20 protein-coding genes are annotated in these 16,934 nt (G+C 37.3%); 9 read left to right on the top strand and 11 right to left on the bottom strand.

All coding sequences use genetic code 11. The features are described 5' to 3' along the window. Positions 1-3: 3 nt before the first annotated feature. The 7 genes from M2419_RS24330 to M2419_RS24300 form a co-directional block, all read right to left on the bottom strand. On the bottom strand, positions 4-1,356 hold the full coding sequence (locus tag M2419_RS24330; RefSeq protein WP_200845712.1) for a TolC family protein: 1,353 nt from the start codon (positions 1,354-1,356) through the stop codon (positions 4-6). Between the two features lie 57 nt (positions 1,357-1,413). Next, positions 1,414-2,058, bottom strand: coding sequence for a TetR/AcrR family transcriptional regulator (locus tag M2419_RS24325; RefSeq protein ID WP_153845598.1), 645 nt, complete (start codon positions 2,056-2,058; stop codon positions 1,414-1,416). Between the two features lie 6 nt (positions 2,059-2,064). Beyond that, positions 2,065-2,829, bottom strand: coding sequence for an SDR family oxidoreductase (locus M2419_RS24320; RefSeq protein ID WP_153845599.1), 765 nt, complete (start codon positions 2,827-2,829; stop codon positions 2,065-2,067). Positions 2,830-3,176: 347 nt separating this feature from the next. After that, entirely contained in the window at positions 3,177-3,887 is a 711-nt protein-coding gene (locus tag M2419_RS24315) for a TetR/AcrR family transcriptional regulator (protein ID WP_153845600.1), read from the bottom strand. Between the two features lie 736 nt (positions 3,888-4,623). After that, positions 4,624-4,881, bottom strand: coding sequence for a hypothetical protein (locus tag M2419_RS24310; protein ID WP_153845601.1), 258 nt, complete (start codon positions 4,879-4,881; stop codon positions 4,624-4,626). A 91-nt stretch (positions 4,882-4,972) separates the two neighbouring features. Further along, positions 4,973-5,854, bottom strand: a complete 882-nt coding sequence (locus M2419_RS24305; protein ID WP_153845602.1) for a DJ-1/PfpI family protein — start codon at positions 5,852-5,854, stop codon at positions 4,973-4,975. A 384-nt stretch (positions 5,855-6,238) separates the two neighbouring features. Continuing rightward, the gene (locus tag M2419_RS24300; RefSeq protein ID WP_159732314.1) at positions 6,239-6,517 is read right to left on the bottom strand and encodes a hypothetical protein; all 279 of its coding nucleotides are present in this window, start codon (positions 6,515-6,517) and stop codon (positions 6,239-6,241) included. A 385-nt stretch (positions 6,518-6,902) separates the two neighbouring features. On the opposite strand from M2419_RS24300, the gene M2419_RS24295 reads away from it, so the two are divergent. Together M2419_RS24295 and M2419_RS24290 are read left to right on the top strand one after the other, a co-directional pair. Then, on the top strand, positions 6,903-7,559 hold the full coding sequence (locus M2419_RS24295) for a response regulator transcription factor (RefSeq protein ID WP_153845604.1): 657 nt from the start codon (positions 6,903-6,905) through the stop codon (positions 7,557-7,559). A 90-nt stretch (positions 7,560-7,649) separates the two neighbouring features. Beyond that, entirely contained in the window at positions 7,650-8,135 is a 486-nt protein-coding gene (locus M2419_RS24290) for a CinA family protein (RefSeq protein ID WP_153845605.1), read from the top strand. Positions 8,136-8,809: 674 nt separating this feature from the next. On the opposite strand, the gene M2419_RS24285 is transcribed toward M2419_RS24290, so the two are convergent. Next, the gene (locus tag M2419_RS24285) at positions 8,810-9,046 is read right to left on the bottom strand and encodes a hypothetical protein (protein WP_112374587.1); all 237 of its coding nucleotides are present in this window, start codon (positions 9,044-9,046) and stop codon (positions 8,810-8,812) included. Positions 9,047-9,294: 248 nt separating this feature from the next. Then, positions 9,295-10,440 carry an Atu1372/SO_1960 family protein gene (locus M2419_RS24280; protein WP_182332492.1) on the bottom strand — a complete coding sequence of 382 codons (1,146 nt, stop codon included), beginning with the start codon at positions 10,438-10,440 and terminating at the stop codon, positions 9,295-9,297. Positions 10,441-10,613: 173 nt separating this feature from the next. On the opposite strand from M2419_RS24280, the gene M2419_RS24275 reads away from it, so the two are divergent. The 7 genes from M2419_RS24275 to M2419_RS24245 all read left to right on the top strand — a co-directional run bounded on the left by M2419_RS24275 (position 10,614) and on the right by M2419_RS24245 (position 14,546). After that, positions 10,614-11,075, top strand: a complete 462-nt coding sequence (locus M2419_RS24275; RefSeq protein ID WP_153845607.1) for an AraC family transcriptional regulator — start codon at positions 10,614-10,616, stop codon at positions 11,073-11,075. 113 nt (positions 11,076-11,188) lie between these two features. Continuing rightward, a complete protein-coding gene (locus M2419_RS24270; protein WP_153845608.1) occupies positions 11,189-11,791 on the top strand; it encodes a DUF4375 domain-containing protein in 603 nt (200 codons plus the stop codon). Between the two features lie 16 nt (positions 11,792-11,807). Next, the gene (locus M2419_RS24265) at positions 11,808-12,281 is read left to right on the top strand and encodes a hypothetical protein (protein WP_259255770.1); all 474 of its coding nucleotides are present in this window, start codon (positions 11,808-11,810) and stop codon (positions 12,279-12,281) included. Between the two features lie 112 nt (positions 12,282-12,393). Continuing rightward, the gene (locus M2419_RS24260) at positions 12,394-12,975 is read left to right on the top strand and encodes an SOS response-associated peptidase (RefSeq protein ID WP_259255769.1); all 582 of its coding nucleotides are present in this window, start codon (positions 12,394-12,396) and stop codon (positions 12,973-12,975) included. Beyond that, the gene (locus M2419_RS24255) at positions 12,956-13,189 is read left to right on the top strand and encodes a hypothetical protein (RefSeq protein ID WP_259255768.1); all 234 of its coding nucleotides are present in this window, start codon (positions 12,956-12,958) and stop codon (positions 13,187-13,189) included. The genes M2419_RS24260 and M2419_RS24255 overlap by 20 nt, the downstream gene beginning before the upstream one ends. 11 nt (positions 13,190-13,200) lie before the next feature. Further along, a complete protein-coding gene (locus M2419_RS24250) occupies positions 13,201-13,596 on the top strand; it encodes a hypothetical protein (RefSeq protein WP_153845611.1) in 396 nt (131 codons plus the stop codon). A 59-nt stretch (positions 13,597-13,655) separates the two neighbouring features. Then, positions 13,656-14,546, top strand: a complete 891-nt coding sequence (locus M2419_RS24245; protein ID WP_182332489.1) for a hypothetical protein — start codon at positions 13,656-13,658, stop codon at positions 14,544-14,546. 182 nt (positions 14,547-14,728) lie between these two features. Here the strand turns inward: M2419_RS24245 and M2419_RS24240 are convergent, their stop codons facing one another. Continuing rightward, complete coding sequence (locus M2419_RS24240) at positions 14,729-15,340, bottom strand: hypothetical protein (protein ID WP_153845613.1); 612 nt, start codon at positions 15,338-15,340, stop codon at positions 14,729-14,731. Positions 15,341-15,477: 137 nt separating this feature from the next. Next, positions 15,478-16,934: two-component regulator propeller domain-containing protein (locus tag M2419_RS24235; RefSeq protein WP_259255767.1), on the bottom strand; the 1,457-nt coding region annotated here is incomplete at its 5' end.

The following is a 16,934-nucleotide window of genomic DNA, read 5'->3' as shown; positions in this document are numbered from 1 at the left end:
TTTTTATTTTTGAATGTTAAAACTAGCTGCGGCACGTTCAATTGCTGCATAAGAAATCCATGTGTCAAAAAGGGCGATATTTTCCTGAAGCTGGGAGTCTACCCATTGATTTTGTGCATCCAGCAATTCGATATAGATGGCCATGCCTTCTTTGTACATCAGTGCTACATCTTTGTAGTAAGTTTGGCTTGTTGTCAACTGGCTTTGCGCGGCTTGATATTGCGCAATAGCGCTTAGCATATTGGCCTGACGGACTCTGAGTTCGGTCAATAGTTGCTGCTCAACATATCCCGTCTGGGATTCAATAGCGTGATGCTCTGCAATGGCCTGTTTTATACGATTGGTATTTTTACCTGAAGCAAAGAGATCCCATTGTAAGGACACCCCCATTAAATAGTAACGGCTTTGCTTATTGAATTTCCAGTCAAAAGCCTGCGAACCCAGATCCATGCTTGCGCCAATTTTGGGGATGAGGTATGATTTTGCCAGTCCGGTCAGGTCTTCATTGATCCCTTTTGCTATTTTAAGTTTTGAGAGTTCCTCACGAGCAGAAACATTGTCCATAAGGGATAGGTCCTGCTCTGGCAAAGTGGTTATTTCATCAACCGCAATGCTGTCCGATAAGGGTCTGTTCAGCAGAAAATTAAAGTAAAATTGTGCAGATTCCTTTGTTTTTTGAGCAGATATTATTGAAGCGTCTATTTTAGAAACTTCATTTTTACTGCGTATCACTGCTGTCCGGTTGATCTTCCCGTTGTCAAAAAGTTTCTTATTAACACGCTCTCCCTCAGCAACAAGTTTACGGTAGGAGAGGTAGATCTTTTCGGCATTGACGGCTTTCAGATAATTGTAATATGAAGTTTTGATTTCTTTGACCAACTCACGTTTATAGAGCTGGACTTCCGTTTTTTGAAGGTCAATCTGCTTGGATTTGATCTTTTTGTTATAGCTAATTTCCGCATTTAAGATCGGCTGGGTAACACGGAATTTTGCATCGTAAAAATTATCCGGATTAAGCTGTTCATTTCGGTTTTGTAACTGAGGAAAAGAGCTTGTTCCAGTGAGCTGATTTAAGGTAGAGTAAACATTATTCAGCATGTCACCAACTGGAATATCTATGGTGCGACCACCATCTGCTTTTGTATAGGTAGTCGAGAAAGTGACATTGGGCTTAAACATACTTTTTGCCTCCTCAAGAGCATATATGCTTTTTTCAAGCATGAAATCCTGCTGATGGATGATCTGGTTTGACTGGAGCCCTTGTTGGATATAATCCTTCAGAAGATTTTGTGCCCTTGTAATTTGTACGGATAAAATGGTGCAGGATAAGCTGCACCAAAATAAAATATTTTCCATTAGTTTGATCATTGTAATTAATTTGAACGGTGTTCAATACAGGTGTAAAAAAAAGGACTATCCTTTTTCCAATAATGAAACGAAGCATTCGTATCCATATTTCATGAGCTCTTCGTTGGTCTTGTTCTGAAAGATGGTTGTGCGATCCTTACAAAATAAGGCACATATGCCGTGCATCGATGAAAGTATCATAAACGAAAAGTACTCAACATCCATTCCTTTAAACCTTCCCTGTGCCTGACATTCTTTTACGAGCCCCAATAGGTGATTGATCGCTTCCTGCGCAATTTGAAAACCACCCTTCTGAGATGACTTCTCCGGTTCGTCGGCTATAAACATCAGGTTATAATAATCCTTATTATCCTGCGCAAATTGAATAAAGGCTCTTCCTACGGCTTTAAGACGTTCAAAAGGATCAGCCACATGGTCTAGCACTTTTAATTGTGATAGCATTATCCTGAAGCCTTCTTTATGAAGTTCATGAAAAATTTCACTCTTGTCTTTAAAATGGAAATAGATTGTTCCAGGACTGTAATTGATTTCGCTCGCAATGTTTCGCATGCTGGTGTTTTCATAGCCTTTTTCAAGAAATATCTTTCGTGCAGCATCCAAAATACGTTTACGCATTTCCTGTTTTTCTTCCTGTTTTCTTTCTGCTATACTCATTTTATGATAACTATGAATCGTTAAAATATTGTTCATTCCATTTTAGGAATGGGACATTCCCGGACTGATTTTACCCATGATTTTAACTGCTGCTTTTCGGCTTAAGAATCTAAAGCCAAATAGCATCAATCTATTTTTTAACCCCTGAACAATTCTTGGTTTGCTTCTTTTGCTTATTGCATTTATCAGTTCATCAGTAACTTGCTGGACTGAGGAAACAACAAATTTAGGAAATGCACTCGTTTGGCTCCCTGCGTTTGAATGGAAATCAGAGTCGGCTGCACCCGGGTTAAAGCCCGCGACAAATATACCCTTATTTTTAAATTCGTACCACAGAGATTCAGAAAAATTGGCGACAAAACTTTTTGTTGCCGCATATACGGCACCTCCTGGTAATGAGGAATGTGCTAGGATCGAAGCTATATTGATCAGTGCATCTCCAGATTTTGCATGCTTTAGAAATGCATAGGATAGAGCAACGAGAGCTTCCATGTTGAGTGTCATCGTCTCGATCTGATTTTCCAATGGAATGTCAACAAATCTACCATAAGTACCATTGCCTGCGTTATTGATAAATAGGTCGTACTTATTGCTGACTAAATGATTACTGAGATAAATTATATCCTCTTGATTGGTTAGGTCGAGTGGTAGGATGTGATGGTGGTCCCGTCCTAGAGACTCTTGCAGCGAGCCTAGCTTTTCTTCGTTGCGTGCAACCAAGGTTAGAAGATATCCCTCTGCTGCCAGCCGTTTTGCAACCTCCTTACCAATACCGCCACTGGCTCCGGTTACTAATGCTTTTTTCATTTTACAAAAAATTTAAATTAATGATACTGCAAATCTATTGAACACTGTTCAATAAAAAAAATATTTTTTACAAAATGTCTTTTTTGACGATAAGATATAATTCGATGGGGAGTTCAGAAATGAAATAGGCAATAACATTTACCACTTGGCTACTGTCCCTTTGGAATTTACTTGCAGTACTGAAGTTATAAATAATTTAGACCAATGAATTTGCAGAGGGTTCATTTGGTAACAAATCTTACTAGAATACCTTATACAATGTCAGGTTTTAGGAAGGTGTTATTATTTTTAGATTTTTAATCTTAAAGTTCCTTCTTCTATTGAATAAATTTAATTTGGTAATATTCTTATTTTTGGGGTAGCCATTGTTGTATAGTGTCATTGGCCTCATAGAGGGAGATAACTTTTTTATGAGCTGCTATAATAGCTGCTTGATGTGCAATGGTTTCCTTTTGTTGTTCAATCTCTTGCGCAAGCAAACTTATTTTATTATCTAAGTGATCTTTTTTTACCAGATTATCCATAACAGATTGCTTAAGTTTAGTGAGACTTTCACGTCCCTTACCCAGACGAGATAAAATAGGTAACATGGCCAGAATGTTCAATATTTCAATCGATTTGTCCTGCGGCTCTTGCGTAGTTACAAAGTCATTTTTGGTTATTCCTTCTTCAATTACCGAAGCAAGCCAACCCGAAAGAAGATCATAAAATTTTCCTACTTCCAATTTGATATTGGAGTCTATATCGTTCATATCCGAGGAAATGGAAACAATGGGACACATCTGTCCTTTATCAGCTAAATCCACATAAAAGTCGATCAGTAGAGATAGCTTTTCCTCCGGTTTCTGTTGCGATATTGTTTCAAATAAAGCAGCTTGTATATTTTGAGAATAATGTATTATCTCGATGATAAGGTCTGATTTGGTTGGGAAATAATAATGTATTGAAGCATTTTTTATCCCTATTTCGCTTGCGATGTCATGGAAACTGAATGCATTGAAACCATTGTTAGATAGCATTTCTGCCGCTGTGCTGACTATTTTCTCTCTTGTTGTCATAATCTATCTACTAGTAGGTAGATAAAGATAAGATTTTTATAACAAATAGATTAGCTAAATTCTTTTTGTGTGTTAAAAACAGCAACAGAATCTTATATTATGAGCCTCTGTTTTTAAGTTTGCAATAGGATAATCCATTCTTTATTTTAAAAGGTAGTTTTCCGAACGATTCAAAGGTTCCAAAAATATTGTAATCTAAATCAAACCAGAGGAATTCCAGGGTTAAGCATTGAACCGTCGTGGGATAATTCCGTTGCCATCGCATCTGCAAAGTAAAGGGCCTATTTGATTATTTTATAAAATATCAAATGAAAGCGAATTAGCCATTGTTATAATGGTACTTTTCATAAATTAGGTTAATAACAGGTAGTAAAAACCTTGAGATCCCCCTCCTCAAGGTTTTTTTATTTTTTTCAAACGAATATTATATTTCGGTTGTCCTTTATGCGAAAAATGAGAAGATTGCTTTTGCTGGCTTGATTTGCACTTGTTAGGCCAGCATTTTTTGAAACCGACTATCCCATTATTGGGATCATAACTATATATATCAGGGCTGGTTTATTCCGGCCTTTTTCGCGCCCACACAATCAGCATCATAGGCCTTCTGAGTTCGTCTGCCATTCCGACAACACGGTTAACCATCTCCATGTTAGGCTGTGGTTCAGTAACTAAATGGATATATAGTCAGAAAACCTCCCTTATCGGTTAATAAGGGAGGCTTGTATTTGAAAAAGAATTAATTTAAATCACCGATTGTTTTGTTATCATCCCTTACTAAAGCAAGTAGTTTCTGAACAGCAGGTTGCCTCCATTTCTCGGGCATATCTCCGTCTAGGTAACTGAGATCCACTCCTATAATTAGTTCGTGTCCTTCAGACGATATTTTGGCATATTGGCCTACCTGACCACTTTCACCTAATTCAAAATCAAATAACTGTTCTGTTTCCGTTGTTAAAATAACCGGTATGTCTTTATATATTTTAGTTTTTGACATAGATTGAAATATTCATTAGTTCTTAAAAATGATCGTTCAAATTTTGAAAACGTTGGCAAGACTTTGCAATGATCCATATGGCTTCCGCTACCTATTCATTTTCCACTTTTGATTTTTCATAGGCAAGAAGTTCATCTGCGCAGAGTTTCCCGAATTTATCAGCCGCTAACGGACTATCTGCAGTAATTAATTTTCTGTCAACGTGACAATCGCCGGCAATTTTTTTATTCAGAATTTCGATTCCAAGCTGTTTGAGTTTTTCGCCATAAAACCAGGGCATCTCACCGGGCTGGTATCCACTTTCTGGCAAAATCTTATCCATTTCATCAGGAAACGAATTAATCTTATATCCCTTAAAAGAAAACTCAGCGTCTCCGCAATCTGCTACGCTTAAGAGCGCTGCGGGGCCATGGCAGATTGCCAATAGATATTTATCTTCCGCTACTACCCATTTGATCAGTTCTTTGACATCATTATTTTCAGGTAGTCCTAGCATTGCGCCATGCCCGCCTGGGATAAAAACGGCAACGTAATCAACATATCCTTTATTCGTGTCAGCTATAAAATCTCTCAGGTTGTGCGGGTTTGAAAATTGAGTATTATACTTGTCGAGGATTTTACCGATGTTTTCATCTTCGTACGGCATAGCCCACATCTCAAATTTTACAGGAGCACCTGTTGGTGTGTAGAAGTCAACATCAAATCCAGCCTGTTCGAAATGAAGAATGGGAACCAGTGTTTCGACCGGATGATTGCCCGTTGAAAACTTCTTTCCATTTTTCATGGTCATATACCGTTCTTCTGTGCAGAGCACAAGAATCTTTTTTCGGGTGTCCTTGTTGATATCACTGTACTTTTTTTTACTGTAATTTGTCTTGGTCGTAACCATCGTCTTTCTTGAAAAAAAAGAAGGTTCGTAACCAATGCCGTCAAATACAGGCTCTTTGCTCAAATCGTTTGAAAATAATGACATAGTAATATTTTTTATTGTTTGTAATTCGTGCTATTGATAAGCTTCGAATGTCAAACTTTCCACATTTTATAAATCTTTAAGAGATAACAATATCCAAACCCGTGCTGTTTCGCCTAAAAAATATTTGTAAAAAAAAAACAGCACCCAGACAATGTCGTCAAACGGTCATGGCTGAAGAAAAAAAGGTAGTCTCGCAGGGTAAAATGAGTTGTCAGCAGATCTCAAAAATTATCATGGAGCAGATGTCCAAAATAAAAGTTCCAGTACGGGAGCACATATTGATGCAGCTCGGGCCTCTGAGTTCAATTTGAAAGGGTGCTTTGATGCGGTCAAATATAGCTTTAACGCGTTGGTTATTTCATAAAATGAAAAGACAGTTTGATTTTAAATGCTTCCATTGTTATCTAACTCTCTTTCGTCTTCTTCCTGTTCGTCAAGTTTAGGAAATTCATTTTCTTCTTCGTCTCCTAGTTCTTCGTCGATGCCTAAATCATCCTGATCGGGCATTTCTGGAGTTTCATCGGGTTCATTTTCTGATAATTCCTCTTCAGGATTGTCTGGCACATCGTTCGGAAGATCCTCGGGGCCCTGTTGTGCAACAATTGCGAATGCAACGATAAGTATACCTTGATACCGATCCTGCATAATTTGGTTTTTTTTCATCTTTTAATAAATATATAAAGTGAACCTTCTTGGGATCGGTTTCGTTAGCTGATAAACTACGCAATATAAGTCATTTAATACTTGAAATCACTGTAATAGTCTGACGAAGTACTTTAACTGCGAATATTAAGTTTCAGCAATAAGGTTCTAAATACATCGAAAGTTCATAATCCAATTTTAAGTGCGATGGAAACTTTTTATAAAAATTATAAGGGGATGTTGACACGATAGAAATTGTAGCATATATTTCATGGAAGGTAATAATACCTGGGCTTATAAGTAATTATTACAAATTTTAAAATATAGATTTAAAACTTTCTGGTTATGTAAAAATGGCAGGCTAATTGTTCTGAAATACATATAACACACGATTTTCTCTACTACGATGTATAAAATATTACTTGTTGACGATCACACATTGGTAAGGAACGGCTTTAGGCTAATATTGGAGTCACATAAGCAGCTCTCCATTGTTGGGGAGGTGGGAAATGGAGTTGAGGCGCTAGAATTCTTAGGTAAAGGCGAGACACCTGATCTTATAATTACAGATCTCAAAATGGAAGAGATGAGTGGCATTACATTAATCCATAAAGTGAAGGCCAAATATCCTGAAATTGACGTTGCTGTTTTATCAATGATCGAGGATAATAATACCGTTGCTGATGCATTTAGGGCGGGAGCAGTTGGCTTTTTATCGAAAAATTCGGATTATGACGAACTTGTTCAAGGTATATTCAACATATTACAGGGTAAAAGATATATTTCAATGGAAATAGGTCTATCACTTCTCGATCATTTTCAGCTAAATAGACCCATTTATATCGATAAAGAAGCTATCTATCATCGCTACGATATTTCTGAAAGGGAATTAATGGTTTTGGAACTGATCTCACGTGGTTTTACAAACGCTGAAATAGCAGATCAGATATTTCTGAGCAAACGTACAGTTGAGGGGCACCGGCAGCAGCTAATTGATAAAACAAAAACAAAAAATACAGCTGATCTAGTGCGGTTCGCCTTTCAAAATAAACTACTACAATAAATGCTTACGGTCAATAACGGATTTAAGATTTATTATTCCGAGTAGATAAAAGGTCTGCTAAGGCTATAGGTTTAAATTAATAAGTATAAGATGGAACTCGATAAGGACGTAATTCAACGTATTGGCAAGCTACTTGATCGTAAGACTGTCGCAACGGCCGAAAGTGTAACAGCTGGACAGCTTCAGTTTATGCTGTCCCAGATCGAAAATGCTGCAGTTAATTTTAAAGGTGGGATTACAGCTTACACGCTTGAAGAGAAGGTAAATTTATTGGGAATCGATAAGGATGAGGCCAGAGAATGTGATTGTGTGTCGTCTCAGATCGCCGAAGATATGGCACTACAGGCATCACACTTGTTTAATGCTGATTTTGGTATAGGTGTTACCGGTTATGCAACGCCAGTGGAAGAGTCACATTTTAAGTTGTATGCATATTTTGCAATATCCTATAAAATGCAGATAATCGTTTCCGAAAAAACAGAATTGAGTAAAAATTTCTTAGGTGCAAAAGCACAGCAGAAATATGGCGAAAATATTTTGGTCACCTTTGAAGGTATACTTGCAAAGCTATTTTAGTGATTTTTCCTCTCAAATTTATCTTAGGGTTTCAAAACTACTTTAACGCAATAGTCTTTTACAGAAGGCTGGCGAGTACATTTCAATTACAACTCTTGGCTCACCAGAGATCAAGCTGATATTTTTATGGCGATGATCGAGTCCGGAGAAATACCTACCTTATAAAAAAGGCTGGAACGATCCAGCCGATATATATTGATCCCTTGTTGGGAAAGAATTTTCAAAAATGCAGGCCTGATAAATGCGATACAATCAAGCCTGCAATCTATTCATTAAATATCCAAAGTAAGTACAACTAAACTTGAATAATGGTTTACAAAAAATAAAAAAAGGCCGGTGACATGAATCCCCGACCTTTATAACTACTAAAACAAACTAACTTAACCTGGTGAAGAACATAATTCTGATAGAATGGTTCATTATTTTTCAAAAAAAGGACTAATCTTTCGATTAGCCCCTTAACTAAATTATAGACAGATCCATTTAGGACCGGAAAATACGTTTAAAATGGCCAGGCCTAAAAACCTGACCATACAATTAAATCAATCAATCTAAACTGATACGTAACGATCGACAATAGATGGACAATTCTTTTAAGAGCTTGGTTTGATAAAAATGAAAAAAGGCTGATCCTAAGACCAGCCTCTAAAATCAACCATAAAAAATAAAACCTATTAATCGTGTCCTTCAGTCTTAACGATCTTATTGTAAATTCCCAATAATAAAAACGGTGCCGCCCATTGACCGACGAACAAAGCTGTATTATCATCTTTTGTTTTGCAGCATTTTAATGCAGCTGAAATTCCCATCGCTGCAAGTGATGCCGCCAAGAATAAAATCGAGGGAATTTTAGAAGTTTGCTGTTCTACTTCTTTCGTTACTTTGTCTTCATTTCCTGTTGTAAGTGCCATAATATGCATGTTTTGGTTTATTTATGAACTACTTTAGAAAATAAATAGTTTAGTTTTATACAAAAAAAGCGTCCGAGCCAATGAATATCGACGTTAAAATATAATTTACTCCCCATAATGCACTAGTTGGGGGAATAGTAAACCGCCCCAATGGAAAGCATCGTTACGAGCAATTTGACCGGGACGGATTGTCACGATTGGGGAGTGATACAGCGCAGACTTCGTTGTTTTAATTGGATTCCTAATGTTTATTCTATTTCAAATATTGCTTGTATTTCTACAGAAGAATTTCCAGGAATAGATGATGCTCCAAGTGTGGCTCTTGCATGTTTTCCCTGTTCTCCAAATATTTCAACTGTTAAATCAGAAGCTGCATTCATTAACTTTGCGTGGTCTGAAAACGGTTCTGAGGCATTGAAAATTCCCACTAATTGCACGCATTTTTTGACTTTATTTAAATCACCATCTACTGCGTCACTCAATACCGCTATTATATTGAGCATTGTTATTCTTGTTGCTTCCTTTACCTGTTCCTCTGTCACTTCTACGCCAATTTTTCCAGGATTAATCAATTTCCCGTCTTTTAATGCATATTGATTAATAAAAACCAGATTACCGCTTCTTACGTAAGGCTGGTAATTTCCAGCAGGAGCCGGTACTTTGGGTAAAGTTATATGTTTTTCTTTCAAAATCTGGTTAATGTCCTTTGTCGCCACTTCAGGAGTCTTGACAGATTTTTTCCCAAATGTACCTTTCAAAGCAAGTGCTACTTTGCTAAAATATTTTCCTTGTTCGGAAGCTAAGAGTCGCTCGTCATCCGAAGGACGAGCTACATTTTTTAATGAAGCAAGGCTCGTCGTGCCGAGAACAGTATTACCTTGCGGAATACTTTTGTCAAGCTTTTCATTTCCCCTTATACCATTTGGAACCAGGACCATTCCATGGACCGCAAGCATATTCATAAAGGATTGCATAGCTAACTCTCGTCCTGCACCACTTCCTGCAGACATAAAGACCATGGCTGGCATCCCTTCTAATTCATGCTTGGACCATAGTGTTGTTGTCTGAGCAAAAAACTCACTCATTGCCGTACTTATGTTCCCAAAATATACAGGAGAACCAAATGCAATTCCATCATATGACGAAAGTTCCGAAACGTTTGCGACCGGGATATGGTTGAGTTTTGGATTATCAATAAATTTGACTCTTTTAATAATTGCTTTTGAGTTACCATTGTTTTCAATTCCTTTCGCAACCTCTTTTGCAATTTCGTAGGTACCACCTTCATCTGAATGAATTAGTATAAGGATGTTTGCTTGTTTTTGCATTGCCAAAGATCTGTCCGTTAATACAAGTAGTAACAAAAATGTGAATGCAAGAAATATTCTATTCATATTTACTGTAATTTTAAATGAGCATACAAAATTATCTATTGTTTTTTTATGGAATATGCCAATAAGTATATGCAAAGCGACAACATCAAATGTGGCCTGACGGAAAGTAGAATGGGGAATTCGAATTTTTTAAATCAGTACGTGTTTTTGCGGCACCCGTGGTATTGAAGGAAATGCTTTTGTATGCTGCCAAGTGGAGTAAAAATCTTCAAGATAATATAGAGCAATACCATTTTTTGCAGGCCATATTAAACAGTTTGCCAAATTTTTGTTCTGAAAACACGAATCTTCAAATACCTATTCCATCCAATGAAAAATTGATCCCAATATGTGAGGAGATTAATTGTAATTTTAAATACGGTATAGATATCGAGTTATTAGCAGATAAGGTTGCTATGTCGGCCAGAACACTTCAACGTATATTTAAATCGGAGACAGGTATCACAGTTCAAAAATATCATCAGCTTATAAGAATTTTAAAAAGTATTGAGTTGATCGATCAGAAAAAATATACACTTTCCGAAGTAGGTTATCTGGTCGGGTATAAGAGTTTATCTGCATTTACATCTTCTTATCAATCTATTATGAAGAGCACACCAAATGTGGCAAAGAAAGGAGTCCTAATGGGTAGGTGATGATTAATCTTTGCTTCAGATAGCCGCGGTAGCAGCCATACTTTGGCGAGATACATAAAACACAAAAGTATGGCAAATCAATGTATATATTTGAGTAATAAAAAAATCTAAAGATGATAAAATCAATGCGAACACCGATTATTACCATTGGAATTATAATAATGATTTTAAATTTGTTTGGCTGTTCCGAACCTACGAAGCAAAATAATAATAAGCCATCAATTCAGACTCCGTTAACCGAGCAAATTATTGATACGACATCGGATAACATGTTATTGGAAGTCGTCTATGATAACCTCTTTCGTAAGTTATCGGCGGCATATGATAAAGAATATGAAATCGTCTTGTCTTGGAACAAATCTAGACAAGCAATTTATATGATCAGCCGATTAGAAGCAGAAGTAAATAATGGTGGTTATAACCAGTTTTATTTTAATTCAAGCGGTCAATTTGCTACTGCGCTGCCAGAAGCGTTGAAATTAGTTGGCGCTACTAAATTTGCTGATCTGACCGAGCGAGCAAACAGCACATTTGAAAAGGAGAAATCGAAAATAACCGAAGATCAGGATGGTACGGTAGAAGGTTTTAGTAAATCTTATGAGAACAATCCGTTAAACAAATTTGACGAGGAGTTTTACAAACTTAATGACGTTGAAAACTTGCAAAAAATTCAGGTTGACTACATCCGAAAGAACAAGAAAGAGTTTACTGATTAAATCCTATCTTAGTCCTATGCTGTACAATCCCTTTGAACAAGTCACCAAAAGTTCGTTTCGCGCGCTCGTCGAGTCGGGCTATGCCGACTTTGTGCTGCAGCGCTTTGAGTGGCCCGATGTCAAGGAAAAGACAGGCTTTCTGCTCACACCGTATGATGACAAGCAAGCCGCCGATCAGCATGCCCATCAACTGGGGGCAAAGGAGGGAAGAGCTTTGCAGTTGCCGCAGGATACCGATAAGATCGAAAGCTTGTTGGAAACAGGATCAGGCTATCGGATCTTCCTCAATCGCATCAAGGAGGAGAATTGGGATAAGCGTATGCTTAAGCTCTACGAGAAAAATATTGTCAATTACCTGCGTACCAAGACCAGGTTTCAGCGCAAAAATCCGATCGATATCCTATTCTCCCTAGAATATGGTCGGGTAGTGGCTACCATTACCGATGGGCAGACCCAAAAGAAAGTATTTGCTATAGAGATCCTTCGCTAAATCAGATCCGGTCCGAACCAGAAAGCAGCCATTTTCTTGTTGTAGGGCAATCCATATTTAAAGCACAAATTGCGTATATTCGTATCAAAGCCAAACAAAAAAGGATTCCATTATGTGCTGGGATATTAGCCTCCATACCGATATTGAGATTATCAAAAATACCTTTCCGCAATTGCGGGACGAGCGCCGTCAATTGGATTACAATTATGACTATCTGGAAAACGTGCAGGCCATTACCTTTCCCAAATATCCGATCCTGTATAAGGACAAGGACTCAAGCCAGCTGGCCTTGACCGAGATGGAGTGGGGGGTATTGCCTACCTATATTGACGATCCCAAGCTGCAGGCCGATCGTAGGCGCAATATGATCAATGTGCGTAGCGAACGTATCCTGGAGGATAAAAAATCCTATTGGTATCGCTTGCGCAAGCAACGTTGCCTTATCCCTGTGAGTGGTACTTTTGAACATCGTGCGGTAAAGGGCTGGAAAAAGAAAGTCCCTTATTTCATCGGTGAAGCGGGGAGAGAGCTATTCTATTTACCAGGTCTGTATCAGTGGCATGAGACGGTGGATGAAGATGGCGTGGTTGAACGTGTAGGGTCTTTTGGTATGCTCACGCGTGCAGCCAATGACGTGATGGCCAATATCCATAATGATGGGCCCAATAAACCGTATGCCCTTATTCTTGCCTGAGGATCTCGAGCGTCAATGGATCGAGGATATTAACGAAGAAGATATGCCACCGATTTTCTTATTTGAAATGCCCAATGAAAAGTTGAAACATTATCCAGTGTATACATTGAGAGGATATCCAAACCGCCCCGATGGTAAGCATCGTTATGAGCAATTTGATTGGGAAGGATTACCGCCATTGGGGAGTGATACGGCACAGACTTCGTTGTTTTAAATCAGTATCCAATGGGAAGTTTAACAAAATATGTATCAAATGATCGCCCTGAGTTCGCCGTACTTATCGAAGATGACGATAAGGTCTGTTATGCATACTTATTGAATGAGGAAAAAGAGGATAAAATAGTTGGAGATATATGGTTATATAATCATGCCCCTACTCCGAGCGAATCTGAATGGCATAAAAAGGAAAATCTACCGTTTTTAAATCCTTCGGAGTTTGTCAAAGAGAATCTTGAACCATTTGAGGCGAGTTCGCCTGTTGAAGTAACCTGGGATTTTGGTGAAGAAACAGTGGCCAATATATTTCTAGCGTCCAGATTGATCGCGAAACTAACCGTGGGCTCTTGTCCCGGTTGGTCTAGTCTGGTCACTAAGGATGGGCCTTTGGCGCGGAAGATGTAACGTTTTCAGGAAACTAATTAGAAGCAGATAGAACAAATATGCAAATACATAGACGAAGCATGATGAAATACTTTCTAAGTTTTGTCCTTTTGGCAGCAACGACTTTTGCTAAAGCCCAAATAAAGCTTGACCAAAAAGACCTCCATAATTTAATAGCTATTGCTGAGCTCTATTCCTATAATACAGATGCAAGAGGAGGTCAATTTGCCAAATCAATTGACTCATTACGGACACCTAAGCTGAATTCTATTGTTGATGCTTTAATTGCGGTTGGTAAAGGTGACCATACAATTTTGGAAACACGCTTTCTTGCAAGACCAAATGATGAAGAGTTGGTATTATGGTATGTTATCCGCGAAATTCATTACAATAGGACCAACGAAAAAGTCACGGCAATACCAGCTGCTGCAGTCGCAAATGAAGTTCTATCCAAGCAGATTGATAGTCGATGGTTGCTTGATAACTACTACTATCGTATCCATGGGGGTATAACTTCATTATTTAACGAAGCTGATTTGAGTAAGTACAATTTCAATATAGACAGTTTAGGGTTTAAGGACGAAACTGAAAAGGCAATCTTCTTTTTAAATATGATGGATGCTTTGGTTGGAGGACGCTTCAAAGTTCTACAGATGATGAAAAACAATAAAAAGATACTTGAGTTTTGCGACAAACTTCCAAAGTTTAATGGCAAAGAATATTTTTACTTTAAAAACTTTGACTACGCAGACTTTGAATGGATTGGATACGATAAAACAGTAGCATACAATGAATGGCATATTGGTGGTTTTTACAGTACATTGATTGCACAATTCAGTGCATTTGCTGAATTACAGGACAAGAAAAGGATGCAGGAAATTTATTTCAATTCTATTTTACACGAACCAAAATATTTTAAGTTCACGCAATCAAAAGATGAGTTACAGTCATTCTATGACAAATCCAAGTAACTGACTATTCTGACAGGCAGTCCACTTTGAAAACGTTCGAGCGGCGAAATAGTCCAACTTTTCCTCTGGTTTGTAATGAAAAGCCGTCTCACTTGAGGTGTCGCTATTATCTGAATTGTTGACATCTTTGAATATTCGTTTGTGATAGTTCATTTCTGAATGTTTCCATTAGATTCGACTTTCTAATTTTGTTTATCTTTCCAGTAGTAAGTCAACCTGATTCGATGCGTATTGTCCGAGAAAATTAAATCCAGCTGAGCATGTAGATCCATATTATCCCAAACTGTTTCGCGGGTTAAATAAGTGCTTGAATCCCATGGTGATTTGACACTTTTGGGTTCTTGATCATCAGAGTTTGCTAGACCAAATATTTGGATCATGTTCTTTTTTATTCGCTCGTATTCCTTATTGTAGATGTCAAGTTTTTTATTCTCCTCTTTCCAACCCTTAGCAAGCTTCTGCATTGATTTATTATACCTGTTTACTTCCCAGTTGCAAGAAACTATTCTGAGTAATGAGTCTTTTTCTGAAAAAAAATATTCAACAGACAATGCCAAATAATCTACCGCTGATCGTTCTACGACTACTGGGGTTTGGAGAGGATACTTTTCCAGGTAAGGATAGTAATCAGATGACATGAAAATATTTTGATTTAAAAATTTCGGGTCTGGATTGAGTTGTGATTCGAATTTCATCGCATCATTTACCTTGGTTTGTTTTACCCAAAGTTTTTCTTGACCAAATGTGATACCACTTAGGGTAATTAGAAATAAAAGGATTGTTACTCTTTTCATAATTTCTATCTTAAATTTTTTATTTCTCCCAGAAGTCTGTTCTTTTTATTAATGACTTGATTCAAACTATCTTTTTGTAAAGGATGTGCATTGTGATGTTTAGATACTGTTTAGGGGCACCTTATTATCAGGAGTATTTATTGTTTTCTCTCAATTTTTACTAATCCTTGTCGTGTCGCTAGATACAAGTTCCCATTCATATCAAAAGTCATTGTTGAAATGTATGAAGTTGGAATATCAGAGTTCTCATTGTGATAATTTTCCCAGCCATCTTTTAAGTCATATCTTACTAAGCCGGCTCTGTCAGTCGAAATCCAAAGGATCTTTTCATTTTTGTCGTAAAGAACACAATTTGCATGGTTAAAAGGCATTCCTGAATTTTCGGTCGTAAATTGTTTGAAAGTTCCGTCTGGGTATCTAATTGCAATTCCTTCATCATTGTTTACTTTTCCTTTCACTTTTCCGTCAAACTCGAAAAGCGTAAAAAAAAGATTACCATTTTCGTCTTCGTCCATTGAAGTAATACATTTTCCTTTCAAAATGGTGTTTGTGTTTTCAAAGTTAGTTACCTGATTATTTTCGTTAATTACAGCTGTACCACTATAGGTTCCAATCCAAATTCTGTTTTTTGAATCTCTCTTTGCGAAATATACCCTGTTTGATGGCAGGTCTTTGAGTTTACTTTTATTTAGATTCGTCCATTTTCGATCTTTGTAAATTGTCAAGCCTTCGTCAGAGCAGAAAAATACTTCCCCAGTCTTTTGATTATTTACAATTTCATAGGCTCCATCTATTCCAATAGCTGTTGAGTCATACTTTGTCCATTTTACATTGTCAAAACTGTAAATATTTTTAGTGCCATAAACCCACTTAATATTTTCATTATCTGTTGTTAATGCATAATAGGAAAAGAATTTCCCTTTGTCAGTAATATCTTGTTCTGCATTTTTGAATTCTTTTCCGTCAAAAGTTACTAATCCTTCATCAAAAGTCAGCCAAACAAGTCCATTTTTGTCAATTGTGATATGGTCGTTCATATTGTTTGGAAGATTTGAGTTACTAGAGTTCCAAACTGTCATTTTGTAATTTTTTAAACTTCCGTTTTTGTACACGTAGGTTTTATTGTATATCTCTGGGCTACTTGGTGTATCAAATGACTTATTAAAAATCTTCATATCAATCGGCTCAATCTGTCCCGAAATTTTGTTGTTGTTTATTGCAAAAATTAAGTTGATGGACGACTTTTCTACAGCCTTTCCACCTGTTATTGCCGGTGTCCATTTGTCGAATTTGTTAAGTTCTTCAATAATTTTCAATGAAATGGGATTGTTTGATTGGTCAGTATGACTTAATACACAAGCGTGACCTGTTGCGTCAACAAGAACCTGAAATTTTACAGCACCTTTTATTCCTTGTAAGTTCAATTCCTTGTTCAGTTTGTCTTGTAATTTTGTGAACTCATTTTGTTCATAACCTGCTTTTATATCTCCACAGTCAAGGCAAAACTTTTCAGCCTTACAATTTTCGAGTTTTACAGGGAATAAGTTTTGTGCGTTTGCTTGAATTGTCAAACCTGCAAAAAGGATAAAAAGCG

Source organism: Sphingobacterium sp. BIGb0116 (assembly GCF_024808035.1).
Classification (GTDB): Bacteria; Bacteroidota; Bacteroidia; order Sphingobacteriales; family Sphingobacteriaceae; genus Sphingobacterium; species Sphingobacterium paramultivorum.
Note: the sequence above shows the minus strand (reverse complement) of the source record. Positions and strands in the feature narration are given on the sequence as shown.

What these genes read in the sequence shown, in the direction of transcription:
- M2419_RS24330 (WP_200845712.1), bottom strand. Translation starts at nt 1,356, where the DNA reads ATGGAAAATATTTTATTTTGGTGCAGCTTATCCTGCACCATTTTATCC.
- M2419_RS24325 (WP_153845598.1), bottom strand. Translation starts at nt 2,058, where the DNA reads ATGAACAATATTTTAACGATTCATAGTTATCATAAAATGAGTATAGCA.
- M2419_RS24320 (WP_153845599.1), bottom strand. Translation starts at nt 2,829, where the DNA reads ATGAAAAAAGCATTAGTAACCGGAGCCAGTGGCGGTATTGGTAAGGAG.
- M2419_RS24315 (WP_153845600.1), bottom strand. Translation starts at nt 3,887, where the DNA reads ATGACAACAAGAGAGAAAATAGTCAGCACAGCGGCAGAAATGCTATCT.
- M2419_RS24310 (WP_153845601.1), bottom strand. Translation starts at nt 4,881, where the DNA reads ATGTCAAAAACTAAAATATATAAAGACATACCGGTTATTTTAACAACG.
- M2419_RS24305 (WP_153845602.1), bottom strand. Translation starts at nt 5,854, where the DNA reads ATGTCATTATTTTCAAACGATTTGAGCAAAGAGCCTGTATTTGACGGC.
- M2419_RS24300 (WP_159732314.1), bottom strand. Translation starts at nt 6,517, where the DNA reads ATGAAAAAAAACCAAATTATGCAGGATCGGTATCAAGGTATACTTATC.
- M2419_RS24295 (WP_153845604.1), top strand. Translation starts at nt 6,903, where the DNA reads ATGTATAAAATATTACTTGTTGACGATCACACATTGGTAAGGAACGGC.
- M2419_RS24290 (WP_153845605.1), top strand. Translation starts at nt 7,650, where the DNA reads ATGGAACTCGATAAGGACGTAATTCAACGTATTGGCAAGCTACTTGAT.
- M2419_RS24285 (WP_112374587.1), bottom strand. Translation starts at nt 9,046, where the DNA reads ATGGCACTTACAACAGGAAATGAAGACAAAGTAACGAAAGAAGTAGAA.
- M2419_RS24280 (WP_182332492.1), bottom strand. Translation starts at nt 10,440, where the DNA reads ATGAATAGAATATTTCTTGCATTCACATTTTTGTTACTACTTGTATTA.
- M2419_RS24275 (WP_153845607.1), top strand. Translation starts at nt 10,614, where the DNA reads ATGCTTTTGTATGCTGCCAAGTGGAGTAAAAATCTTCAAGATAATATA.
- M2419_RS24270 (WP_153845608.1), top strand. Translation starts at nt 11,189, where the DNA reads ATGATAAAATCAATGCGAACACCGATTATTACCATTGGAATTATAATA.
- M2419_RS24265 (WP_259255770.1), top strand. Translation starts at nt 11,808, where the DNA reads ATGCTGTACAATCCCTTTGAACAAGTCACCAAAAGTTCGTTTCGCGCG.
- M2419_RS24260 (WP_259255769.1), top strand. Translation starts at nt 12,394, where the DNA reads ATGTGCTGGGATATTAGCCTCCATACCGATATTGAGATTATCAAAAAT.
- M2419_RS24255 (WP_259255768.1), top strand. Translation starts at nt 12,956, where the DNA reads ATGCCCTTATTCTTGCCTGAGGATCTCGAGCGTCAATGGATCGAGGAT.
- M2419_RS24250 (WP_153845611.1), top strand. Translation starts at nt 13,201, where the DNA reads ATGGGAAGTTTAACAAAATATGTATCAAATGATCGCCCTGAGTTCGCC.
- M2419_RS24245 (WP_182332489.1), top strand. Translation starts at nt 13,656, where the DNA reads ATGATGAAATACTTTCTAAGTTTTGTCCTTTTGGCAGCAACGACTTTT.
- M2419_RS24240 (WP_153845613.1), bottom strand. Translation starts at nt 15,340, where the DNA reads ATGAAAAGAGTAACAATCCTTTTATTTCTAATTACCCTAAGTGGTATC.